Annotated in this window: 19 protein-coding genes; 14 read left to right on the top strand and 5 right to left on the bottom strand. The window is 65.3% G+C overall.

The annotated features are described in order from the left end of the window. The first annotated feature begins 88 nt into the window (after window positions 1-88). Complete coding sequence (locus ASC89_RS19360) at window positions 89-916, top strand: NYN domain-containing protein (protein ID WP_082533468.1); 828 nt, start codon at window positions 89-91, stop codon at window positions 914-916. 1 nt (window position 917) lies between these two features. Here ASC89_RS19360 and ASC89_RS19355 read toward each other — a convergent pair whose 3' ends face one another. Next, window positions 918-1535 (bottom strand): LysE family translocator, encoded by a 618-nt coding sequence (locus ASC89_RS19355; RefSeq protein ID WP_056000794.1) that lies wholly within the window; start codon window positions 1533-1535, stop codon window positions 918-920. A gap of 26 nt (window positions 1536-1561) precedes the next feature. Then, window positions 1562-1909, bottom strand: coding sequence for a hypothetical protein (locus ASC89_RS19350; protein WP_056000791.1), 348 nt, complete (start codon window positions 1907-1909; stop codon window positions 1562-1564). A gap of 235 nt (window positions 1910-2144) precedes the next feature. Between ASC89_RS19350 and ASC89_RS19345 the strand changes: the two genes are divergently transcribed. Both ASC89_RS19345 and ASC89_RS19340 read left to right on the top strand, forming a co-directional pair. Next, on the top strand, window positions 2145-2717 hold the full coding sequence (locus ASC89_RS19345; protein WP_056001932.1) for a TetR/AcrR family transcriptional regulator: 573 nt from the start codon (window positions 2145-2147) through the stop codon (window positions 2715-2717). Between the two features lie 63 nt (window positions 2718-2780). Next, window positions 2781-3350: a DUF308 domain-containing protein gene (locus ASC89_RS19340; protein ID WP_056000788.1), complete on the top strand. Its 570-nt coding sequence runs from the start codon at window positions 2781-2783 to the stop codon at window positions 3348-3350. Window positions 3351-3698: 348 nt separating this feature from the next. On the opposite strand, the gene ASC89_RS19335 is transcribed toward ASC89_RS19340, so the two are convergent. After that, window positions 3699-4640, bottom strand: a complete 942-nt coding sequence (locus ASC89_RS19335) for a nucleoside hydrolase (RefSeq protein ID WP_056000785.1) — start codon at window positions 4638-4640, stop codon at window positions 3699-3701. A gap of 121 nt (window positions 4641-4761) precedes the next feature. Between ASC89_RS19335 and ASC89_RS19330 the strand changes: the two genes are divergently transcribed. The 9 genes from ASC89_RS19330 to ASC89_RS19290 all read left to right on the top strand — a co-directional run bounded on the left by ASC89_RS19330 (window position 4762) and on the right by ASC89_RS19290 (window position 20914). Further along, window positions 4762-5997 (top strand): AI-2E family transporter, encoded by a 1236-nt coding sequence (locus ASC89_RS19330; protein ID WP_156384687.1) that lies wholly within the window; start codon window positions 4762-4764, stop codon window positions 5995-5997. An 86-nt stretch (window positions 5998-6083) separates the two neighbouring features. Next, a complete protein-coding gene (locus tag ASC89_RS19325; RefSeq protein WP_055880318.1) occupies window positions 6084-7934 on the top strand; it encodes a monovalent cation:proton antiporter-2 (CPA2) family protein in 1851 nt (616 codons plus the stop codon). Window positions 7935-8223: 289 nt separating this feature from the next. Beyond that, window positions 8224-10701, top strand: a complete 2478-nt coding sequence (locus tag ASC89_RS19320; protein ID WP_056000779.1) for a glycogen/starch/alpha-glucan phosphorylase — start codon at window positions 8224-8226, stop codon at window positions 10699-10701. Window positions 10702-10707: 6 nt separating this feature from the next. Further along, window positions 10708-12900 carry a 1,4-alpha-glucan branching protein GlgB gene (gene glgB, locus ASC89_RS19315; protein WP_056000776.1) on the top strand — a complete coding sequence of 731 codons (2193 nt, stop codon included), beginning with the start codon at window positions 10708-10710 and terminating at the stop codon, window positions 12898-12900. 101 nt (window positions 12901-13001) lie between these two features. Next, window positions 13002-14273, top strand: coding sequence for a glucose-1-phosphate adenylyltransferase (glgC, locus tag ASC89_RS19310; protein ID WP_056000773.1), 1272 nt, complete (start codon window positions 13002-13004; stop codon window positions 14271-14273). Between the two features lie 15 nt (window positions 14274-14288). Beyond that, window positions 14289-15749 (top strand): glycogen synthase GlgA, encoded by a 1461-nt coding sequence (gene glgA / locus ASC89_RS19305; protein WP_055881241.1) that lies wholly within the window; start codon window positions 14289-14291, stop codon window positions 15747-15749. After that, a complete protein-coding gene (locus ASC89_RS19300; protein WP_055880307.1) occupies window positions 15730-17361 on the top strand; it encodes an alpha-D-glucose phosphate-specific phosphoglucomutase in 1632 nt (543 codons plus the stop codon). The genes glgA and ASC89_RS19300 overlap by 20 nt, the downstream gene beginning before the upstream one ends. A 13-nt stretch (window positions 17362-17374) precedes the next feature. Further along, window positions 17375-19528, top strand: a complete 2154-nt coding sequence (glgX, locus tag ASC89_RS19295; protein WP_244488499.1) for a glycogen debranching protein GlgX — start codon at window positions 17375-17377, stop codon at window positions 19526-19528. A gap of 72 nt (window positions 19529-19600) precedes the next feature. Beyond that, the gene (locus ASC89_RS19290; protein WP_055880304.1) at window positions 19601-20914 is read left to right on the top strand and encodes a hemolysin family protein; all 1314 of its coding nucleotides are present in this window, start codon (window positions 19601-19603) and stop codon (window positions 20912-20914) included. Between the two features lie 10 nt (window positions 20915-20924). On the opposite strand, the gene ASC89_RS19285 is transcribed toward ASC89_RS19290, so the two are convergent. Both ASC89_RS19285 and ASC89_RS19280 read right to left on the bottom strand, forming a co-directional pair. Then, complete coding sequence (locus ASC89_RS19285) at window positions 20925-21395, bottom strand: GNAT family N-acetyltransferase (protein ID WP_162247967.1); 471 nt, start codon at window positions 21393-21395, stop codon at window positions 20925-20927. A 26-nt stretch (window positions 21396-21421) separates the two neighbouring features. Continuing rightward, window positions 21422-21781, bottom strand: coding sequence for a MerR family transcriptional regulator (locus tag ASC89_RS19280; RefSeq protein ID WP_055880297.1), 360 nt, complete (start codon window positions 21779-21781; stop codon window positions 21422-21424). A 75-nt stretch (window positions 21782-21856) separates the two neighbouring features. Here ASC89_RS19280 and ASC89_RS19275 point away from each other — a divergent pair, with 75 nt between their 5' ends. Further along, window positions 21857-22264 (top strand): hypothetical protein, encoded by a 408-nt coding sequence (locus ASC89_RS19275; RefSeq protein ID WP_056000768.1) that lies wholly within the window; start codon window positions 21857-21859, stop codon window positions 22262-22264. Window positions 22265-22360: 96 nt separating this feature from the next. Beyond that, window positions 22361-23077 (top strand): metallophosphoesterase, encoded by a 717-nt coding sequence (locus ASC89_RS19270; RefSeq protein WP_056000765.1) that lies wholly within the window; start codon window positions 22361-22363, stop codon window positions 23075-23077. The last annotated feature ends 115 nt before the right edge of the window (window positions 23078-23192 follow it).

The raw sequence follows: 23192 nt of genomic DNA, 5'->3' as shown, positions 1-23192 counted from the left end.
AGTAAGTTTCAGGATCGCGCAGCGCGAGTACTCCCCGCGCCGCAGCTCGTTGCCATATTGAGTCCATTGAGTGCTGATGGGGCGAGTAATGGCGAATGGCATGCAGAGGCGACTTGCGGTGCTGATCGATGCGGACAACGCATCTACAAAGAGCAACGACAGGTTGTTCGAGGAAATCGCCAAGCTTGGGACAGCGACCGTGCGCCGCGCCTATGGCGATTTCAGCAAGGGGCAGGCGAAGAGTTGGGAGTCGGCACTCATCACGCATGCGATCGTTCCGCAGCAGCAGTTCGCAAACGTACCAGGCAAGAACGCAACTGACTTTGCTCTGGTGATTGATGCGATGGACTTGCTGCATGCCGGTGGACTTGACGCATTCTGCATCGTGTCCTCCGACAGCGATTTCACGAGGTTGGCAACGCGCATACGCGAGCACGGGCTGGAGGTCTTTGGCTTCGGTCGCGCCGACACCGCTGAGAGCTTTCGGAGAGCCTGCCAAGAGTTCGTTGAGATCGACGCTCCGGTAAAGGAAGCGGCGGTCAAAGGTGTGACGCCTGTTGCGAAGGCGGCGAAGACGCCGGTGCCGTCGTCCAAAACCACCGCGGCCAAGGCGTCTGTCGCTGACGCTGAACGCTTACTGTTGAGAGTGCTTGGCGAACTAGGAGCCGGCGGGAGCTGGGTCGCCATCGAGACGATCCATCACCGGGCTTTGAAGCTCGATCCGAGCTTCAAAGCTGCGACCTACGGCAGCAAGAAGCTGCGGGACTTGATCGCGAGAGTCGACTGCCTCGAATGCAAAGATGAAGGTACGAGCGCCAAGGTGCGGATGAAGGTCACGGGTGCGCGCGCTGCCACTGCAACGGTGGGCCCCGCATTGAGGCCCCCGGCGGGTGAGGGCGCGCTTGCCATAAGCTGAGTTACTCCCGCACCACCACGAACGCTGCGGCGCTGGCCATGATTACCCCAGCCGTGCGGTTGAGGATGCGGAGCGCCTTGCTCGATTTGAAGAAGTCCCGCGCCGCGGCGGCGAGGCCGGCATAGGCGCAGCCGATAGCGAGCAACACCACGATCACGATGCCGGTGAGTTCGGCGAAACCCAGCGCCGTGATCGGCTTGTCGAGTGGGATGACGGTGGGGAGCAGGGCTAGGTAGAAGACGATGGTCTTGGGGTTGCCCATGGTGAGGGCGAAGCCCGAGAGGAAGGTCTTCCAGCGGCTCCTCTCAGTCTTGGCGCCGATCTGCTCGGAGCCGGGCTTGGCGCTCCAGAACTGCCAGGCGACATAGAGCAGGTAGAGCGCGCCGGCCCACTTCACCACGAAGAACACCGGGCCGAACCAGGTGGCGATGGCGGCGAGGCCGAACAGCGCGAACACCAGGTAGACCAGGTCGCCGGCGAGAATGCCCAGCACCATCGGGAAAGCCGAGCGGAAGCCACCGCCCAGCGCCCGTGCCACCACCGCTGCGACGCCAGGTCCCGGCACGATCACCGCGATGGCATAGGCGATGGTGAAGGCGGCGAGGGTGACGATATCCATGGCGGGCTCCGAAGCAGGCAGCCGTTCTAGCCCCGGCGGGGAGGGGCGGCAAGCTCAGCCGATGGGCGGCGGGCCCAGTTGCGGCGCGGCCAGTGGCAGTAGCCCCAGAGCAGCACCAGCGTCACCAGCGGCGCAATGGCCGCAACGAGCGGCTGCAGCGGATCGGGGAACCAGGCTGCAGCGAGCGTCCAGGGCAGTCCGAGGACAACGAGGAAGACGCCGGCCAGCGGGGCGGGGGCGAAATCGAACCAGCCCGTGGCGCTGATGCCGGTAAAGGCGAGCGCGGCCAGATAGAGCAGGCCGAAGGCGCGAACGATCATGCGGCAAAGCCAGCGGGCAGCCTCCTGCCGGTAGAGCCGGCCCACCTGGCCCATGGAATGGGGGGCCGCACCAACGGCCACGACCTCGGGAGCCGTGGGCGGTTCGTGCCGGCGGCGGCGTGCGGGGTAGGTGCTATGTGCTCGGCTGTCCCTCATCACAGCGACGAGGGTAAGAACCGGCAGGTTTCGGATTTGCTTAACTGGGGCCGGACGGGCCGGGCTGCTGCACGACATGGTTTCTCATGTCACAACGGTTGACAGCCTACCTACTGGTAGATAGATGGTGCGCATGGAACAACACACAGCAGAACGGATCCTGGCGACGGCGCGCCAACTGGTTATCGCCGGCGGCTATAATGGCTTCAGCTATGCCGATATCGCTGCTGTGGTCGGCATCCGCAAGCCGAGCATCCACCATCATTTCCCCAGTAAGGCCGATCTGGTGCAAGCGCTGGTTGCCGGCTACCGGGACGATCTCGCGGCCGGCCTCGCCCATTTCGAGAACCTGTCGCCCGACGCTGCCGTGCAGCTGCAGAGCTACATCGCAACCTGGGAAGCCTGCATCACCGATGGCAGCATGCCATTCTGCCTGGGCGCACAACTCGCCGCCGAGTTGCCGGCGCTGCCACCGGAGGTGGCGGTGGAGGTCAAGGCACATTTCCGCTTGCTCGCCGCCTGGCTTACCGAGGTTCTCGCGCGCGGCGCGCAGCAGGGCAGGTTCAGGTTGACTGACAGTGCCGAACTCGAGGCGGAAGGGATCATGGCGACCGTGCATGGCGCCATGCTGTCGGCGCGTGCCTATGGCACGCCGGCGACGTTCGGCCTGATCGTCGGCCCGCTGCTCCAACGCCTCATCATCTGAGATCACTGCCTGCCGACAGGCAAAAGTACACCTCCGCAACCTACCTACTAGAAGGTCAATTCTATGAACACGATCAACTCCGCACCGGCCAGTTGGCTGAGGACCTATGCCTTTATTCGCTTCGGTGTTTCCGCCGCCTGGGTGGCGGCAGCGCTGCTGCTGGCCCCATTCAACCCGGCCATCGCGGCGGTGCTGCTGGTGATCTATCCAGCCTGGGATGCAGCGGCGAACTTCGTCGATGCGCAGCGCAACGGTGGGCTCAGCCACAACCCGTCGCACCTGCTCAATATCATCGTCAGCGTCATCACGGCGATCGCCGTCATCGTGGCGCTCGGGCAGGGGATGGCGGCAGTGATCGTCGTGTTCGGCGTCTGGGCGATTCTCTCGGGGCTGCTGCAGCTGGTGACAGCGGTGCGGCGCTGGGCCTCGGGAGGGCAGTGGGCAATGGTGCTGAGCGGGGCCCAGTCGGCGCTGGCCGGCGGCTTCTTCGTTTTTTCTGCCGGCACGATGCCGAACCCCGGCATCACGCTGATCGCCGGGTACGCGGCGTTCGGCGCCGTGTATTTCCTGGTGACCGCGGTGTGGCTGAGCTTCAAGCGAGCGCGGCCGGCTGGCGCGCTACGCGGTTCCTAAGTGACACCAGGAATCGTTTGAGATTCTCCGATTTAGGCACCCAACTTCCCTACCCACGATGTCACCCCGGCGAAGGCCGGGGCCCATCCTGTGGGGTTTCGGCCGATCACTGTACGTCGTCACTCGTCGGACTGGATTGCGCCGAACCGGATTCATGCGGTGACACGCGTGGCCGATGAGGCGTTGCGCCTCAGCCGAGGCGGACTTCGCGTCCTAGCGCAACTGCGGCATCTCAGGATGGGCCCCGGTCTTCGCCGGGGTGACACCGTGGGTGGGGGTGGGTGCGGTGACCAACAGGCCGCCGTCCCCGGCAGGCACCCCAAAGCCAGCGATTGGCGTCCACCGTCCTCAGGGCAGGCGGCTGAGCCGTTCGGTCAGCAACTGGTAGAAACCTTCTGCATTGCCCGAGCGCAGATAGGTGACGTTCTTCACCCGGCCGGTGACGCCCCAGTAGTCGGCGACGGTCATGCCGACGGTCAATTCGCTCGAGGTTTCGATCACCACGTTGATGTGGCGGCCCTCAAACAGTTCGGGTTTCAGCATATAGGCGATGACGCAAGGGTCGTGCAACGGGGCGCCGGTCGAGCCGTATTTGTTGAGATCGAAACGCTCGGAAAAGCTCAGCATCTGGTAGACCGCCTCGCCGGCCTTGTTGCCGAGCCCGCGGATCTTTGCGAGCCGCTCCGGCGTCGAGAGGATCATGTGAGTGACGTCGAGCGGCAGCATGGCGATGGGGACGCCCGAGCGCAGCACGACATCGGCGGCATCGGGGTCGACATAGATGTTGAACTCGGCCACCGGGGTGATGTTGCCACCCTCGAAATAGCCGCCACCCATCATGACGATTTCCTGGATGCGGGGAATGATGCGCGGCTCCTTGATCATGGCCATCGCGACATTGGTCAGCGGCCCCAAGGTGGCGAGCGTCACCGTGCCGGCTTCGTGCGCCAGGAGGGTTTCGATGATGAAATCGACACCGTGCTGATCTTCGATCTGCAGCTTGGGCACCGGCAGGTCGGGGCCATCGAGGCCGGTCTCGCCGTGCACGTGCTCGGCCGTAACGAGGGTGCGGCGCATCGGGCGCTCGCAGCCGGCATAGACAGCGATATCTTTACGACCGGCGAGCTCGACCACCTTCAGGGCGTTGCGGGCGTTCTGCGCCAGGCCGACATTGCCGGCCACCGCGACGATGCCGAGGATATCGAAATCGGCCGGCGAGGCGAGCGCCATGAGGATGGCGACGGCGTCATCCTGGCCCGGGTCGGTGTCGATAATGATCTTGCGTGCCATGGGTTTAGCGCGAGCCCCTGAGAAATTGATTCCGGCGGCATGATAGAGAGGGTTAGCGGCGGCGTCGACGCACGGAACCAGCTCTGAGGTCCCCGAGTTAGTGGTGTCGGAGGAACCTCACTTGGTTAAAAAAGTCCGTCGCGGCCCGTCCCCTCGGTTGCTAAGGGAAATCTCCAACACTCACTTTGAGCGCATCCTCTCAAACGCATCGCAACTGGCCATCGTGGCTATGGGCGCCTTTGTCATGCTCGTGGCGCTGAAGCTCGGGGAGGTGGTGTTGGCGCCGGTATTCCTGGCGATCACGGTGGGGCTGATGTTTGGTCCCGTGGCGGACATGTTGGACAAGCGAGGTGTCCCGGACGGTGTGTCCGCGGGCGTGGTGGTGCTGCTATTCCTTGGCCTGATCGCGGTGAGCGGGGTGCTCTTCGCGGGGCCGGTGAGCGACCTGATCGAACGCATGCCGGTCATCTGGGAGGCGTTCCGCACGGAACTCGCCAACTGGAAAGAGCCGCTCAGCGCAGTGGGTTCGCTGCAGGAGCAAGTGAAGCAGGTGTTCGGCGCCGACAGCTCCACGGTCACGGTAACCGTCGAGGACAGCAGCGCGGTGCAGAACGTGGCGCTGTCGGCGCCAGCACTCTTGGCGGAGATGCTGATCTTCCTTGCGAGTCTCTATTTCTTTATGGCCACGCGCGACCAGATCCGGGTTTTCGTGCTGTCGCTGTGCGCAACGCGCCGTATGCGCTGGCGGATGGCGCACGTGTTTCGCGATGTAGAGGAAAAGGTCTCGCGGTTCCTGCTGACGGTCAGCGCCATCAATATCAGTATGGGTATCGGCGTGGCGGCGCTGATGGCGGCCATCGGCATGCCGACGCCGATCTTGTGGGGAGCGCTTGCGGCACTGCTGAACTTCATTCCATTCGTGGGGCAGGCGGTGATGGCAGTGATCCTGTTCGCCGTCGGCCTCGGCACGCTGAACGGGCTAGAAGGGGCGTTACTGCCGGTGGGGCTCTATCTGGCGCTCAACTTCGTCGAGGGCAATTTCGTGACGCCCCACCTCCTTGGCCGGACGATGATGATCAACCCATTCCTGATCCTGTTCGCCATCACGTACTGGCTGTGGTCATGGGGGCCGATCGGCGGATTCATCGCGGTCCCGTCGCTGCTGGTGTTGGCCTCGATAGCGACGCACATCCTGCCGATACGGCAGCCGGTGCCGATGCATGTGCAGCGGAAGCTGGAGGCCGAGAAGGCGGCTGAGGTGAAACTGGCGGCCGCAGCGGCTGAGAAAGCGCTGCAGGAACCTGCAAAGGTCGGCAGCCGCCGAACCCGCGCCGCTAAGCCGGCGTCCGCCGCTTAGGCATCCCACCTGCCCACAAAGCCAGCCTTGACGCTGTTTGGCCGAGGCCTCAGGGTCGGATTTTCCGATTTGCATTGAGGTGAGCGATGGCCGGCGAAGTAGTGGCGCATGCAGCAGAGGTGGCTTCGCATGGCGGGGTCGACCTGGTGCAGGTGGTGGCGCTGCTTGGAGCCGGGGTCATCGCGGTGCCGCTGTTCCGCCGCCTGGGGCTCGGCTCGGTGCTGGGTTACCTTGCGGCAGGCCTCGCGGTCGGGCCGTTCGGCCTCGGGCTGGTGGGCGACCCGCAGGCCGTGCTGCACGCGGCCGAACTGGGTGTGGTGCTGTTCCTGTTCATCGTCGGGCTGGAGATGGAGCCGGCCAAGCTCTGGGGCCTGCGCAAGGAGATTTTCGGGCTCGGTGTGCTGCAGGTCGGCCTCTGCGGCCTGCTGTTGACGCTGGCGGGCATCTTTCTGCTCGGCCTCGCGCCACCGGTGGCGTTTGTCGCTGGCATGGGGTTCGTCCTCACCTCGACGGCCATCGTCATGCAGATCCTCTCGGAGCGGGGCGAACTGCAGACACCGGCAGGGCAGAAGATCGTCTCGGTGCTGCTGCTCGAAGATCTCGCCATCGTGCCGCTGCTGGCGGTGGTGGCGTTCCTGTCGCCGGGCATCGATACCGATGCGAGCGCCATGCAGCGCTGGATCAGCGTCGGTGTCGCGGTAGCTTCGATCGTCGCAGTGATCTTTGCCGGCCGCTGGGTGCTGAACCCGGTGTTCAAGATCCTCGCCGAATCCAAGGCGCGCGAGGTGATGACCGCCGCGGCGCTGCTGGTGGTGCTCGGCGCGGCGCTGATCATGGAAGCGGGCGGCCTCTCGATGGCGATGGGGGCCTTCATGGCCGGTGTGCTGCTCTCGACCTCGACTTTCCGGCATCAGCTCGAGGCCGACGTCGAGCCGTTCCGCGGGCTTCTGCTGGGGCTGTTCTTCCTTGCAGTGGGGATGTCGCTCGATCTCACGGTGGTGGCGGCCAACTGGCAGTTCATCGCGCTCTCGGTGCTCATCTACATGGTGCTGAAGGGTGGCGCGATCTATGGGCTGGCGCGGGTGCTGGGCAGCGGCAACGCACCGGCGCTGGAGCGCGCCGTGCTGATGGCGCAGGGCGGCGAATTCGCCTTCGTGCTGTTCACCACCGCGACCGCGGGGGGCCTGCTGACCGGCGAGCTCAATGCCATCTTCACTGCCACCGTCATCATCTCGATGGTGCTGACGCCGTTCTCGACCATGCTGCTTAAGCTGGTGCCCAAGCCGGTGCAATCGCTGGCCGGGGTCGAAAAGCCCGATGGGCTGACCGGCAACGTACTGCTGATCGGTTTCGGCCGCTTCGGGCAGATCGCCAGCCAGCCGCTGATCGCCAAGGGGCAGCACTCGATCTCGATCATCGACAACGATGTCGAGATGATCGAGGTGGCGCAGACCTTCGGCTTCAAGATCTACTACGGCGACGGCACCCGGCTCGACATCCTGCATGCCGCCGGCGCCGGTACGGCCGACCTCGTGCTGATCTGCGTCGACAAGAAGGAATCGGCCACCCGGATCACCGAACTGGTGAAGTCGGAATTCCCGCTGGCCAAGATCATGGCGCGCGCCTTCGATCGCGGTCACGCACTCGAACTGGTGAAGGCCGGAGCGGATTACCAGCTGCGCGAGGTGTTCGAGAGCGCGCTCGAGTTCGGCGCCGAGACGCTGCGGCAGCTCGATGTCGACATGGTCGAGGTGGGCGAGATCATCGAAGGGGTGCGCGAGCGCGACCGGCAGCGCTTCGCGGCGCAGATGGTCGGCGGCCTGATGGCGGGCAGGGACCTGCTCAGGTCGAACGCCGAGGACCAGGCCCGCGAAAGCGGCACCGTCGCCGGCCCGTCGACGCCCATCATTGCGCCCGAGGAAGAGGCGAAGGCTTAGGGCTGGGCCGCAGTTGGCCCGGTGCGAGTGGACCCCCACCCCTGTCCCCTCCCCGCAAGGGGGAGGGAGACCCTCACTGCGACATCTCGGTTCTATCGTCTCCCCTTGCGGGGAGGGATCAAGGGTGGGGGGCCGCGACCACCGGCCTGGCCATGCCACACGCAACAATCGTCTACGGTTTAGGCAGCGTGCCTTAGAAGCGTTCTCAACAGGCCTTCCCAGGCGTGCGATTCAGTGCAAAGGTGGTGCTCTAGAGGGGAATACATCGCCATGATGCTGGATTGCGACAATGCCGCAAAAGCCCCTCGTATTGGATGCCCCGGTCCCGGAACGGCGCGCGCTCACCACTGAAGCGCTGCAATCGGAGATCCTTGAAAAACTCACCTATTCGGTCGGTAAGGACCCGATCGTCGCACGGCCGCATGACTGGCTGAAGGCGACGATCCTCACGGTCCGCGACCGGATCATCGACCAGTGGATGGAGTCGAGCCGCGAGACCTGGCGGACCTCGAACAAGCGCGTTTACTACCTCAGCCTCGAGTTCCTCATCGGCCGCCTGATGCGCGACGCGATGAGCAATATCGGCGTGATGGAGCCGGTGCGCGCCGCGCTGAAGAACTTCAACGTCGATCTCGGCGACCTGATCAACCTCGAGCCGGATGCGGCGCTGGGCAATGGCGGCCTCGGCCGCCTCGCCGCCTGCTTCATGGAGTCGATGGCGACGGTCAATATCCCGGCCTATGGCTACGGCATCCGATATGTGCACGGGCTGTTCCGGCAGGAAATGAGCGAGGGCTGGCAGGTCGAACTGCCCGAGGATTGGCTGGCGCACGGCAACCCCTGGGAGTTCGAGCGGCGCGAGTCGAGCTACGAGATCGGCTTCGGCGGGCATGTCGAGCCGGTGCAGGAACCGGATGGCTCGACCCGGCTCGAGTGGCGGCCGGCCGAGCACCTGCTCGCCGTGGCGTTCGATACGCCGATCGTCGGCTGGCGCGGCAAGCGGGTGAACACGCTTAGGCTCTGGTCGGCGCAGCCGATCGATCCGATCCTGCTCGATAAGTTCAATGCCGGCGACCATATCGGCGCGCTCGAGGAGAGCTCCCGGGCCGCTGCGGTGACGCGGGTGCTCTATCCGGCCGATTCGACCCCTTCGGGGCAGGAACTGCGGCTCAGGCAGGAGTTCTTCTTCTCCTCGGCCTCGCTGCAGGACATCGTCCGTCGTCACATGCAGGCCTATGGCGATCTCGGCTCGCTCTCCGACAAGGTGGCGATCCAGCTCAACGACACCCACCCGGCGATCTCGATCGCCGAGCTGATGCGCATCCTGATCGATATCCACGGCATGGCCTGGGCGCCGGCGTGGAAGCTGACCAAGGCGACGTTCGGCTATACCAACCACACGCTGCTGCCTGAAGCGCTGGAGACCTGGCCAGTGGGCCTGCTCGAGCGCATGCTGCCGCGCCAGATGCAGATCATCTACGCCATCAACGCCGAGGTGCTCGGCGAAGCCCGCAAGATGGGCGGCTTTACCGACAACCAGATCGCCAACCTGTCGCTGATCGACGAGCATGGCAGCCGGCGGGTTCGCATGGGACAGCTGGCTTTTGTCGGCTCGCACTCGATCAACGGCGTGTCGGCGTTGCACTCTGAGCTGTTGAAGAAGACGCTGTTCGCCGATCTCGATCGGCTCTACCCCGAGCGGATCAACAACAAGACCAACGGGGTGACGCCGCGGCGCTGGCTGCTGCAATGCAACCCCGGGCTGACGCGGTTGATCAGCGATCGGATCGGGCCGGAATTCCAGGACGATTTCTCGCTGCTCGCCAAGCTCGACAAGCACGCCGATGATCCGAGTTTCCAGGATCAGTTCAAGGCGGTGAAGCGCGCCAACAAGGTGGCGCTGGCGCAGGTGATCAAGGATCGGCTGGGGATCGTCGTGTCGCCTGACGCGATGTTCGACGTGCAGGTGAAGCGCATCCACGAATATAAGCGCCAGCTGCTCAACGTCATCGAGGCGGTGGCGCAGTACTCGATGATGCGCTCACACCCCGAAAAGGACTGGGTCCCGCGGGTAAAAGTGTTCGCCGGCAAGGCGGCGCCGGGCTACTGGAACGCCAAGCTGATCATCAAGCTGATCAACGACGTCGCCAAGGTGATCAACAACGATCCGGCAGTGCGCGGCCTGCTCAAAGTGGTGTTCCTGCCTAACTACAACGTCTCGCTGGCCGAGCAGATCATCCCGGCGGCGGACCTGTCGGAACAGATCTCGACGGCCGGCATGGAAGCCTCGGGCACCGGCAACATGAAGTTCATGGCCAATGGCGCGCTCACCATCGGCACGCTGGACGGCGCCAATGTCGAGATGCTGGAGCAGGTCGGGCCGGAGAATATGGTGATCTTCGGGCTCACCGCCGACAAGGTCGCCGAGAAGCGGAGCCGCAGCGAAGTGCCGCGCAGCGCCATCGATGCCTCGCCGGCGCTGCGCGAGGCGCTGGAGGCGATTTCGTCGGGGGTGTTTTCGCCCGATGACCCGAACCGCTACCGCGACCTGATCGGCGGTCTCTACGACCACGATTGGTTCATGGTGGCGCGCGATTTCGACGCCTACGCGGCGGCGCAGCGGGACATCGATGAGCTCTGGAACAAGCCCCGCAAATGGTATTCGATGGCTATCCGGAACACTGCTCATGTCAGCTGGTTTTCCTCGGACCGTACGATTTCGCAGTACGCCAAGGAAATCTGGGGTGTCCCGGTTGTCGGGGGGTAGTGGGGTTTGACCAAGTCCAAGTGGCAGGCAGCTGACAGCGACGTCCGTTCGATCGTCGCGGGCCGTCATTCCGATCCGTTCGGCATCCTCGGCCTGCATGAGGTCGATGGCGCCTGGGTGGCTCGGACCTTCATTCCGCATGCCGAGTCCGTTTCGGCCCGCACCATGGATAACCGCATTCTCGGGGAGCTCGAGCCGCGCGGCGACGGCTTCTTCGAGGGCCTCGTCAAGCTCAACAAGCTGCAGCCGGTGAACTACCACGCCCGCAACGACGGTGGGGAGTGGAACGTCCTCGACCCCTACAGCTTCGGGCCAGTGCTCGGGCCGATGGACGATTACTATATCGGCGAGGGCTCGCACCTCAGGCTGTTCGACAAGCTCGGCGCCCATGCGATGGAGTTCGAGGGCGTCAACGGCACGCATTTTGCGGTGTGGGCGCCCAACGCCAAACGCGTCAGCGTGGTCGGGCCGTTCAACGAGTGGGATGGCCGGCGGCACCCGATGCGGGTGCGGATCAATACCGGCGTCTGGGAAGTGTTCGTGCCCAATGTCGGGCCGGGCGAGGTCTACAAGTTCGAGATCGTCGGCCCGGACGGCAAGCTCAGGCCGCTGAAGGCCGATCCGTTCGCGCGGCAATCGGAGCTGCGGCCCAAGACCGCCTCGATGATCGCCGATCCCAAGCCGTTCGAATGGACTGACGCCAAGTATATGAAAGAGCGCGCCAGGATCGACTGGCGGCGCAAGCCCGTGTCGATCTACGAGGTGCACCTGGGCTCCTGGCGGCGGCGCGCCGATGGCTCATTCATGAGCTATGAGCAGTTGGCCGAGCAGCTGATCCCCTATGCCGCCGATAGCGGTTTCACCCATATCGAACTGATGCCGATCACCGAGCATCCGTTCGATCCGAGCTGGGGCTACCAGCCGACCGGGCTCTATGCGCCGACGGCGCGGTTCGGCGACCCCAGGGGCTTTGCGCATTTCGTCGACAAGGCGCATGCCGCGGGGCTCGGGGTGATCCTCGACTGGGTGCCGGCGCATTTCCCCACCGACGAGCATGGGCTGGCCCGCTTCGACGGCACCGCGCTCTACGAGCACGCCGATCCGCGGCAGGGCTACCACCCGGACTGGAACACCGCGATCTACAATTTCGGGCGCAAGGAAGTGGTGAGCTTCCTCGTCAACAATGCGCTGTACTGGCTCGAGGCCTTCCACCTCGACGGGCTGCGCGTCGATGCGGTCGCCTCGATGCTCTACCTCGATTACTCGCGTCAGGCCGGGCAGTGGATCCCCAACCAGTTCGGCGGCAACCACAATCTCGAGGCGGTCGAGTTCCTGAAGCGCGTCAACCAGGAGGCCTACCGGCTACATCCTGGGGTGATGATGATCGCCGAGGAATCGACCTCGTGGAGCGGCGTGAGCGCGCCGGTCGACAAGGGCGGGCTGGGCTTCGGCTTCAAGTGGAACATGGGGTTCATGAACGACACCCTGCGCTACATGAGCCGTAATCCGGTGCACCGGAAGTACCACCACAACGATATGACCTTCGCGGCGCTCTATGGTTACGCGGAGAACTTCATCCTGCCGCTGAGCCATGACGAAGTGGTGCATGGCAAGGGCTCGCTGCTCAGTAAGATGGGCGGCGATGACTGGGGCCAGTTCGCGGGCCTGCGCGCCTATTACGGCTTCATGTGGGGCTGGCCCGGCAAGAAGCTCCTGTTCATGGGCCAGGAATACGCGCAGCGCGAGGAATGGAACGAGGCCAAGGGGCTCGACTGGTGGTTGCTCGAAGCACCCGCGCACGAGGGCATCCGTCGGCTGGTCACCGACCTCAACGCGCTCTATCGCGAGTTGCCCTCGCTCTATGCCCGCGACAACGAGCCGGAAGGCTTTGAGTGGCTGATCGGCAATGACCAGAGCAACTCGGTGTTCGCCTGGACCCGCAAGGCGCCGGGCGAGCATCCGGTGGTGGTGATCTCGAATATGACGCCGACGCCGCGCGAGGGCTACCGCGTGCCGATGCCGCTGGCCGGACGGTGGGTGGAACGACTGAACACCGATGCCGGTTTTTACGGCGGAACCAATAAGGGGAACCAGGGCCGGGTGCTGGCCAAGGCGAGCGAAGTGGAAGGGCTCGGACCGTACGCCGACCTCTACCTGCCGCCAATGTCGACGCTTTACCTGAAGTATGACCCCGCCTAGGCGGGACTGACTGAATACGATCCCGCATAAACGGGACGTAAGAGTGCTTTGTGTGTGTCGCGTGATCGGAACAGCTGATCACGCCCCGAGGGGAGGGAAGCATGGCAGACTACCGGACACCATCGCCGCTGGCGCGTGAGGCGATGGCGTATGTGCTGGCGGGGGGACGAGGAACCCGCCTGTTCGAATTGACCGACCGGCGCGCCAAGCCGGCGGTGTATTTCGGCGGCAAGTCCCGCATCATCGATTTCGCGCTCAGTAACGCGCTGAACTCCGGCATCCGACGCATTTCGGTGGCGACGCAGTATCAGGCGCACTCGCTGATCCGGCACCTGCAGCGCGGCTGGAACTTCCTCAGGACCGAGCGAAACGAGAGTTTCGACGTGCTGCCGGCGTCGCAGCGCGTGTCGGAGACGCAGTGGTATGAGGGCACTGCCGATGCTGTGTACCAGAACATGGACATCATCGAGGATTACGGCCCGCGCTACATCGTGCTCCTGGCCGGCGACCACATCTACAAGATGGACTACGAGATCATGCTCCGGCAGCATGTGGACACCGGGGCCGATGTGACGATCGGCTGCCTCGAGGTGCCGCGCATGGAAGCCACCGGCTTCGGCGTGATGGCGGTGGACGGGCGCGACCGGATCGTCGATTTCGTCGAAAAACCAAAGGACCCGCCGGGGATCCCCGACAAGCCGGACTATGCGCTGGCCTCGATGGGCATCTATGTGTTCGAGACGCGCTTCCTGATGGAGCAGCTGCGCCGCGACGCCGCCACCGAAGGCTCGTCACGCGACTTCGGCAAGGACATCATCCCCTATATCGTCAAGAACGGCTCGGCCTGGGCGCATCGCTTCCCGCGCTCCTGCGTCCGTTCGGCCAACGAGGATGTCGCCTATTGGCGCGATGTGGGCACGGTCGATGCTTACTGGAAGGCCAATATCGACCTCTGCGATGTAACCCCGCAGCTCGATCTCTACGACCGCGACTGGCCGATCTGGACCTTTGCCGAGATCACCCCGCCGGCCAAGTTCGTGCACGATTTCGACGGCCGTCGCGGCTCGGCGGTGAACTCGCTGGTCTCCGGCGACTGCATCATCTCGGGTGGTGCGCTCGACCGCACGCTGCTCTCGACCGGCAGCCGGGTGCATTCGTACTCGGAACTGCACGAGGCGGTGGTGCTGCCTTACTGCACCATCGGACGCGGCGCGCGGCTGAAGAAGGTGGTGGTGGATCGCGGCGTGCACGTGCCCGAAGGGTTGGTGGTGGGCGAGGATCCGGCGTTCGACGCGCAGTGGTTCCGGCGCACTGCCGAGGGGGTGACGCTGGTCACCCAGCCGATGATCGACAAGTACCTGGCGAGCAAGTAACTGGCGGAGCAGATGATCGAAGTCCTCTCCGTCGCCTCGGAGGCCTACCCGTTGATCAAGACAGGGGGCCTGGCGGATGTCGTTGGTGCGCTGCCGGCGGCATTGGCGCCGCACGGCGTATCCATGCGCGTGCTGCTACCGGGCTATCCCAAGGTGATGACCGGGTTGGCGGACGGCCGACAGGTGCTGTGGTTCGACGATTTGTTCGGCGGCACGGCGCGGCTGGTGGCGGGGCGGGCCAACGGGCTCGATGTGATCGCCATCGACGCACCGCATCTCTACGATCGGCCGGGCAACCCCTATGTGGGGGCTGACGGCAAGGACTGGCCCGACAACTGGCAGCGCTTTGCGGCGCTGAGCTTTGTTGCCTACGAGCTGTCGCGCGGCGCCATCGAAGGCTACAAGCCGGATATCCTCCACTGCCACGACTGGCAGTCGGGGCTGGCCCCGGCCTATGTGGCGTTCAATGCGCCGACCCGGGTGAAGACGGTGATGACCGTCCACAACATCGCCTTCCAGGGGGTGTTCGGCTGGGACGTGTTCAACGGGCTGAGGCTCGACTTCCAGGCGGCCAATAGTGGGGCGATCGAGTATTTCGGCAATATCGGCTACCTCAAGGCCGGGCTGCAGGTGGCCGACGCCGTGACCACGGTGAGCCCGACCTATGCGCATGAGATGCGGACGGCGGCCTATGGCATGGGCCTCGAAGGCCTGCTGCAAAGCCGCGCGGACACCGTCACGGGTATCCTCAACGGCATCGATGCGAGCGAGTGGAACCCAGGCACCGACGCGGCGCTGGCGCAGGTTTACAACCCCAGCAACATTTTCGAGCGGGTCGCCAACAAGCGGGCGCTCGAGCAGCGGTTCGGGCTCGAGTCGGGCGATGGGCCGATCTTCTCAGTGGTCAGCCGGCTCACATGGCAGAAGGGCCTCGACATGCTGCCGGGCGAGATCGACAGCCTCGTCGCGCATGGCGGGCGGCTGATCGTCCTCGGCTCGGGCGATGCGGCAATCGAGAATGGCCTTGCCGGCGCGGCGCTGCGGCACCCCGGCAAGGTCGGCGTAGTGATCGGCTATGACGAAACGCTCAGCCACCTGATCCAGGGCGGCGCCGACGCGATCCTCATTCCATCGCGGTTCGAACCCTGCGGGCTGACCCAGCTCTATGGCCTGCGCTATGGCTGCATCCCGGTGGTGAGCCGGGTGGGCGGGCTCGCCGACACGGTGATCGATGCCAACGAGGCAGCGGTTGAGGCCGGGGTGGCGACCGGGGTAGTATTCTCGCCGGCCACCGAGGAGGCGCTTGGCGAAGCCATCCGCCGGACCATCGCGCTCTATCAGCGGCCGAAGGTGTGGCACAAGATGCAGCGCCGGGGGATGAAGTCGGACGTCTCCTGGGAACTCAGCGCCGAAAAATATGCCGACCTCTACGCGTCACTCCTGGGGCACAAACTCGATGACGATTCTGACGATTGAGACGAAGCCGTTCGCGGACCAGAAACCCGGCACTTCCGGGCTCCGCAAGCGCGTGACCGTCTTCAGCCAGCCCAACTATGTCGAGAACTTCGTGCAGTCGATCTTCGACTGCCTCGAAGGGATCAAGGGCAAGACGCTGGTGCTGGGCGGCGACGGCCGCTTCTACAACGACGTCGCCATCCAGAAGATCATCAAGATCGCCTCGGCCAACGGGTTCGGCGCGGTGCTGGTGGGGCAGGGCGGGATCCTGTCGACGCCGGCTGCCAGCCACGTCATCCGTCACCACAAGGCGTTCGGCGGGCTGATCCTCTCGGCCAGCCACAATCCGGGCGGACCGGACGGCGATTTCGGCATCAAGTACAACGTCTCGAATGGCGGTCCAGCGCCCGAAAAGATCACCGATGCGGTGTTTGCGCGCTCCAAGGAGATCGACCGCTACCTGATCGTCGATGCGCCCGATGTCGACCTCTCCCGCATCGGCACGCAGCATTCAGCCGGCATGGTGGTCGAGGTGATCGATCCGGTCGCCGACTATGCGGCGTTGATGGAGACGCTGTTCGATTTCGACAAGATCCGCGCCATGTTCGCCGCCGGCTTCACCATGCGGTTCGACGCCATGCACGCGGTCACCGGGCCTTACGCGCACAAGATCCTCGAGGGCATCCTCGGCGCGCCCAAGGGGACGGTGGTCAACGGCACGCCGTCGCCGGATTTCGGCGGTGGGCACCCCGACCCGAACCTGGTCTACGCCAAGGATCTCTACGACCTGATGATGAGCGACAACGCGCCGGATTTCGGCGCCGCGTCGGATGGCGACGGCGACCGCAACCTGATCATCGGCCGCAACCGCTTCGTCACCCCGTCGGATTCGCTCGCCATTCTCGCCGCCAACGCGCCGCATGCGCCGGGCTATGCCGCGGGGATCGCCGGCATTGCGCGCTCCATGCCGACCAGCGCGGCGGCCGATCGCGTCGCCGAGAAGCTCGGCATCGAGATGCACGAGACACCCACCGGCTGGAAGTTCTTCGGCAACCTGCTCGATGCCGGCCGCGTCACCATCTGCGGCGAGGAATCGGCCGGGACCGGCTCAAACCACGTGCGCGAGAAGGATGGGCTGTGGGCGGTGCTGCTCTGGCTCAATGTGCTCGCCGCGCGGCAGCAGAGCGTCGACATGATCGTCCAGGATCACTGGGCCACCTATGGCCGCAACTACTATACCCGGCACGACTACGAAGAGGTGGAGGCGGCGCCGGCCAATGCGCTGATGGACGACCTCAGGGCCAAGCTTCCGGGCCTCGTCGGACAGTCGCTCGAGGGGCGTCCGGTGGCCTATGCCGACGACTTCACCTATCACGACCCGGTGGATGGCTCGACCAGCGGCAAGCAGGGGGTGCGGATCGGCTTTGCCGATGGCAGCCGGATCGTCGTCCGGCTCAGTGGAACCGGGACGGTCGGCGCCACGTTGCGCTTGTACCTTGAACGGTATGAGCCCCCGCATGGACAGCACGATCTCGATACCCAGTCGGCGCTTTCGCCCCTCATTTCCATCGCCGACAGCGTTGCTGGCATCAAGGCCCGCACCGGCCGCGACGCGCCCAGCGTTATCACTTGAAGGCCCGGTAGCCGTGAAACCAGTGTTGGTGCCGGGCGCTGGCAGCCCGGAGAAGCTTGGCGCGACCCTCACCGCCGAGGGCGTGAACTTCGCCGTCTATTCAGAGACGGCGACGGTGATCTGGGTATCGATCTATGACGAGCTCGACCAGGAAACGGCGCGCATCGCGCTCGACGGGCACGAGAACCACATTTGGTTCGGGCTGATCGGCAATATCGGGGCAGGGGCCAAATACGGCCTGCGCGCCGACGGCCGTTACGATCCCGACCAGGGCTATTTCTTTGATCCCAACAAGCTGCTGGTCGACCCCTATGCGCGGCGGCTCGACCGCCCCTTCGTGCGCTCGCCGCGGCTGCGCCTCAATCGCGATGAGGCGGTGGACACGGCGCCGCTGATCCCCAAGGCGATCGTGCTTGCCGCCGACAACAAGAACGCGGCGCCGCGCCGCAAGACGCCGGGGCTGTTCTATGAGCTCAACGTGCGCGGCTACACCATGCGCCACCCCTCGGTGCAGGGGCCGCTGCGCGGCACATTGGCCGGCCTGACCACCAAGCGGGTGGTGGATCACCTGCGCTATCTCGGCGTCGACACCGTCGAGCTGATGCCGATCGCAGCGTTCATCGACGATGGCCACCTGCCGGCGATGGGGCTCACCAACGCCTGGGGCTACAACCCGGTCAGCTATTTCGCGGTCGACCCGCGCCTCGCGCCACGCGGCCCGCAGGAGTTGCGCAACATGACCGATGTCTACCGCAAGGCGGGCATCTCGGTGATCCTCGACGTGGTCTACAACCACACCGGCGAGGGCGACGCCAACGGGCCGATGCTGAGCCTGATGGGGCTCGACGCCATGACCTACTACCGGTTCGTCGACGCCGGCGGGAAAAAGGTGCTGGTGAACGATGCCGGCACCGGCAACACGCTGCGCGCCGACCACCCGGCGACGCAGCGGCTGGTGATCGAAAGCCTCCGCTACTGGGTGGAGGAAATGGGCGTTTCGGGCTTCCGCTTCGACCTCGCCCCGATCCTCGGGCGCGAGCCGGGGTTCAATCCGAACGCCCGGATGCTGCAGCTGATCAAGGCCGATCCGGTGCTCAGCAAGTCGATCCTCGTGGCCGAGCCGTGGGACCCGGGTCCAGGGGGTTACCAGCTCGGGCAGTTCGGCAAGGAATTCCGCGAGTGGAACGACAGCTACCGCGACGATGTCCGCTCGTTCTGGCGCGGCGACCAGGGCAAGATCGGGGCGCTTGCCGGCAAGGTTGCCGGTTCGGCCGAGATCTTCGACTTTGCGGGCAGGAAGCCCAGCGCTGGCGTCAACATGCTGGCGGTGCATGACGGCTTCACGCTCGCCGATCTTGTCTCCTATCTCGACAAGCACAACGAGGCGAATGGCGAGGGCAACCGCGACGGGCACAACAACAACCACTCGTGGAACTGCGGCGTCGAAGGCCCCACCGACGACGAGAAGATCAACGCCGCACGCCGCCGTGACGTGCGGGCGCTGCTGGCGACGCTGTTTGTGAGCCGTGGCCTGCCGCTGATCCAGCAGGGCGACGAGTTCGGCCGCACCCAGCGCGGCAACAACAATGCCTATGCGCAGGACAACGAAATCACCTGGGTCGACTGGGAGAACGCCGACGGCACGCTGGTGGATTTCGTCTCGGCGTTAGCCGAGTTCCGCCGCATGCATCCGGCGCTGACCCACGACCATTTCCTTTCGGGGCAGACCAAGCACGGCGTGCGCGATGTCGCGTGGCTCCATCCGGATGGGCGCGAGATGAACGAGGGCGACTGGAACGACGCCGGCGCCTCAGTGCTCGGCATGCGGCTGCAAACCGCCGAGGAGGATCTGATCGTCTGGTTCAACCGCCGGATCGACCCGGTGCTGGCGCGGCTGCCCGAGGGCTACTGGACCGTCGGCCTCGTTTCCGACGACCAGGCCGTGCTGCCGGTCGCCGACCGCGCGGCAACCCTGCCGCCCCGCTCGGTGGTGGTGCTGCTCAAGGGGCAGATCCCGCCGAGCAAACCCGAGGTCCCGGTGCCGCCGCAGGAGATCCCGGTACAGCCGGAAACGCCGCAACCGCCGCCGCAGCCCGACAACGTGCCGGGTGTGCCGCCGGAGGAGATGCCGAACGACGAGCCGCCGGAGCAAACGCCGACGGAGTAGCGGTGGCGGTTTGGCCGCGGGCCGCCGATGTGACATTGATGGGTCGTTCCAGCATGTTGCACGAGGTTCCGCATGTCACCGTTGCTCGGGCTCATCCTCTTGGCGCTGCTGGTGGGCGCAAGTTCCATCATCTCGATGTCGGAGATTGCGTTTGCCGCGGCGCGCGAGGTGCGGATTCGGGCGCTGGCCGAGGGCGGTGACAGCCGGGCCATCCGCTTCACCGCGCTGCGCGCCGATGCGGGCAACATCATCACGGCGTTCCAGATCGCCATCAACTCGATCTCGATCCTTGCCGGCGTGATCGGCGACGGGCTGGTCGGGCCGATGTTCGCCGATGCGCTGGCCGGCGCCGGGGCAGGGAGCTTTGCCGGACCGGTCGGCTCGATCCTCGCCTTCTGCCTCACCACGACGCTGTTCATCCTGTTCGCTGACCTGATCCCGAAGCGCATCGGCATGCTGATCCCCGAGCAGGTGGCGCTGGCGCTGGTGTGGTTCCCGGAGGCCGCGGTCGCGGTACTGCGGCCGCTGGTCTGGCTGTTCAGCGGCATCTCGGACTGGCTGATCGCCCGGCTGCATCTGGCTCCATCGGGCCCAGCCGACGAGGTGACTACCGAGGATTTCCGCATGATCCTCGCCGGCGGCGAGAAATCCGGCGCCTTGATGAAGAAGGAACGCCGGCTGATCGAGAACGTGCTCGCGCTGGAACTGCGCAGCGTCACCTCGGTGATGACGGTGCGCGACGAGATCGTCTATCTCGACCTCAGCGATCCGCTGGAGGTGCAGCAGGAGAAGGTTCGCCGCCGGCCGTTCTCGCATTATCCGATCTGCGATGGCGGCATCGACGAGGTGATCGGCTGCGTGCGCGCCGAGGACGTGCTGGCGACGGTGATGGACCGCGACGCGCCGGTGGATTTCGCCAAGGCGAGGCGCGATGTGCTGTCGGTGCCGGACACGCTCAATGTCTGGGAGGTGCTGGCCGAATTTCAGGCCAAGGGCACCGGGTTTGCCGTGGTGGTCAGCGAGTATGCGCATGTCGTCGGCGTCGTCACCTTCAAGGACCTGATGGGTGCGCTGATGCAAGGGCTGGCCAACCCGTTCGAGGAAGAGGCGATCATGCGCCGCGACGACGGCAGCTGGCTGGTCGACGGCGTCGCCCCGGTAGTGGACGTGGTGCGCGCCCTCAACATGAAGAGCTTTCCGCACGATGGCGCTTACGAGACCATTGGTGGTTTCATTGTCCACAACCTCCGCCGCGCCGCCCGCAAGGGCGACAAGGTGGAAGCCGGCGGCTACCTGTTCGAGGTGGTCGATGCCGACAAGCTGCGCCTCAACCAGTTGCTGGTGACCAAGCTCGGTTCGAAATCAGGACCACGTGTCGTCTCCTAGAGCGGTCTGCTCAGGCGACGAAGCCCAGCCGCTCATAGAGCCGCCGTGCTCCGGCGTTGGCCGTCACCACCTTCAGCTGCACGATGCTCGCCCCGCGCTCCCGCAGCGCCGTCATTGCGGTCGCCAGCAGCGCCGCGCCGAGGCCTTGGCCGTGCCACTCCGGCGCGACCACCAGGTCTTTGACGAAGCTCGAGGTCCAGCAGAGGCAGAAGCCGACCACCTCGCCCTCCGCCTTGGCGACGAAGCAGAGGGCAGGCTCGAATTCGCTGTCGGCGCGCAAAGCTTCCCACCAATCCAGCCAATCGGGTGTGACGCCGCCGAAGCCGTTGGCGTAGGCGCGTTGCAGCAGGGCGTGGATGGCTTTGACGTCGGCGACATCAAAGGCCGTGAGGCCGGCGCCATCGGGCCATGCCGGGGCAGGGATCGGGGTGGCGAGGTCGCGCTGCAGCGCGATGAAATCCGGGGTCGCCAAGCTTACCAAAATGATGCTCCGTCTAGCGGCAATCGCTACTGCCCGGCGGCGATGAGCGGACAGACATCGGAGAGTCGCCCGGCCAGGTCGTCGCGCAACGCCTTGAGGTCACCGATGCGGGCATCGATGACGGCGATCTTGCCGCGGAGGATCGTTTCGACCCGCTCGGCAGTCAGCCCCTCGCCCTGCAGCAGCGGCAGCTCCGCTTCGATCTCGGCCAAAGTGAAGCCGAGGCGCTGCGCCGTTCGGACATAATCGAGCAGGAACAGCGTGGCTTCCGGATAGTGGCGGTAGCCGTTGGGCCGCCGGCGGGCGCGGATCAGGCCGCGCTTCTCGTAGAAGCGCAATGCGTCGCGGCTCAGCCCCGAGCGTTCGGACAACTCGCCGATCTGCATCGCCATTTCTCCCTTGACCCTGGAGTGCACTCCACCCTCTAGAGCAAATGCATCCCAGGCACAAAGGAGATTTCCATGCTGGATGCACAGGCCTATGCGCGGATCGTCCGCGCCAGCGCGCTCTACGACCTGATCGTAACTGCCCCCTTCGCCACGCCATGGACTTTCGCGCTGTTGGGCTCGCTGCTCGCCGGTATCGATGCGGCACTTGGGCTTCCTGGCAGCATCGAGGCGCCACAAGGCCTCGCCATGCTGATGGGCAACCTGATGGGGTCGGTGGTCCTGGTGTGGTCGGTGGCGCGCTATCGCCTGGGCCTGCCGGTGCTCGGCCGCTACGACGCCGTAGCGCGCTTCCTGTTTGCCGCCTGGCAGATCCATGCTCTCGCCAGCGGCATGAGCTGGGTGGTGCTGCCATTTCTCGCGGTGGAGATCGGCATGGGGATAGCCCAGAGCCTCCCGGTACGACGGACAATGCCGGCCTGAAGGGTGAACCGGGCGGGCACAACCGCCTGGCGCGCGCGCTTGCCTCGCAGCCAGGTGCGGGCCAAGTTCACGCGGCAACATTCGCGAGTCCCGCCCATGCTGATTGCGCAACTCAGTGACATCCACCTCGACGGCGTCTCTTCGCTGCAACGCCTTGATCGGGTGCTGCAATGGGTGGCTGAACTCAGGCCTGATGGCGTGGCGGTCAGCGGCGACCTCGCCAACAACACGCATGCCGCCAACTATGCCGTGCTGAAGACGCGTCTCGAGGCGCTCGGTGCGCCGGTGCTGGTGGTGCCGGGCAATGTCGATAGCCGCGAGGCGATGCGCGAGGTGTTCGGCGGGCCGGGCGAGGGGCCGCTCAACAGGGTCGTTCAGGTTGGCGATGTCAGGCTGATCGGGCTCGACGTGATCGTGCCGGGGGCGGCGCATGGCGACGCCGCTCCGGTGCTCGGCTGGCTCGAGGCGGAGCTCAATTCCGGTGGTGCGCCGGCGCTGATCTTTCTTCATCAGCATCCGTTCGATTGCGGCATGGACCAGTACGAGACCATCGACTGCCGCAACAAGGAGGGCCTCGCCGCGGTGCTCGAAGCGGCCGGTGACACGGTGCTCGGTATCAGCTGCGGGCACCTGCACCGGCCGATGTTCACCCGCTTCGCCGGCGTACCGGCGACGCTGGCGCCGGCGATTGCGCCGATGGGCGGGCTCGCCGCTGAGGGCCGCAAGATGCCGGCGACCGATCCACCGGGTTTGCTGGTGCATCACCTCAAGGGCAACAACCTCGTCACCCACGTGATCTCGGTCGGGGGGTAGAGCGCTGCCCGCTGGAGCCAAGCGTACTGCCCCTTGCCCCTCAACGTGACACCGGCGGTGGGCGCATGTCCCCTCTCCCCAAAGGGGCGAGGGGGCGGTTCGGCGCGGCCGGTGC

Source organism: Devosia sp. Root413D1 (genome assembly GCF_001425235.1).
In the GTDB taxonomy this organism is placed as follows: domain Bacteria; phylum Pseudomonadota; class Alphaproteobacteria; order Rhizobiales; family Devosiaceae; genus Devosia_A.
This window is presented reverse-complemented; position numbering and strand designations above follow the sequence as displayed.

What these genes read in the sequence shown, in the direction of transcription:
- ASC89_RS19360 (WP_082533468.1), top strand. Translation starts at nt 89, where the DNA reads ATGGCGAATGGCATGCAGAGGCGACTTGCGGTGCTGATCGATGCGGAC.
- ASC89_RS19355 (WP_056000794.1), bottom strand. Translation starts at nt 1,535, where the DNA reads ATGGATATCGTCACCCTCGCCGCCTTCACCATCGCCTATGCCATCGCG.
- ASC89_RS19350 (WP_056000791.1), bottom strand. Translation starts at nt 1,909, where the DNA reads ATGGGCCAGGTGGGCCGGCTCTACCGGCAGGAGGCTGCCCGCTGGCTT.
- ASC89_RS19345 (WP_056001932.1), top strand. Translation starts at nt 2,145, where the DNA reads ATGGAACAACACACAGCAGAACGGATCCTGGCGACGGCGCGCCAACTG.
- ASC89_RS19340 (WP_056000788.1), top strand. Translation starts at nt 2,781, where the DNA reads ATGAACACGATCAACTCCGCACCGGCCAGTTGGCTGAGGACCTATGCC.
- ASC89_RS19335 (WP_056000785.1), bottom strand. Translation starts at nt 4,640, where the DNA reads ATGGCACGCAAGATCATTATCGACACCGACCCGGGCCAGGATGACGCC.
- ASC89_RS19325 (WP_055880318.1), top strand. Translation starts at nt 6,084, where the DNA reads ATGGCCGGCGAAGTAGTGGCGCATGCAGCAGAGGTGGCTTCGCATGGC.
- ASC89_RS19320 (WP_056000779.1), top strand. Translation starts at nt 8,224, where the DNA reads ATGCCGCAAAAGCCCCTCGTATTGGATGCCCCGGTCCCGGAACGGCGC.
- glgC (WP_056000773.1), top strand. Translation starts at nt 13,002, where the DNA reads ATGGCAGACTACCGGACACCATCGCCGCTGGCGCGTGAGGCGATGGCG.
- ASC89_RS19300 (WP_055880307.1), top strand. Translation starts at nt 15,730, where the DNA reads ATGACGATTCTGACGATTGAGACGAAGCCGTTCGCGGACCAGAAACCC.
- ASC89_RS19290 (WP_055880304.1), top strand. Translation starts at nt 19,601, where the DNA reads ATGTCACCGTTGCTCGGGCTCATCCTCTTGGCGCTGCTGGTGGGCGCA.
- ASC89_RS19280 (WP_055880297.1), bottom strand. Translation starts at nt 21,781, where the DNA reads ATGCAGATCGGCGAGTTGTCCGAACGCTCGGGGCTGAGCCGCGACGCA.
- ASC89_RS19275 (WP_056000768.1), top strand. Translation starts at nt 21,857, where the DNA reads ATGCTGGATGCACAGGCCTATGCGCGGATCGTCCGCGCCAGCGCGCTC.
- ASC89_RS19270 (WP_056000765.1), top strand. Translation starts at nt 22,361, where the DNA reads ATGCTGATTGCGCAACTCAGTGACATCCACCTCGACGGCGTCTCTTCG.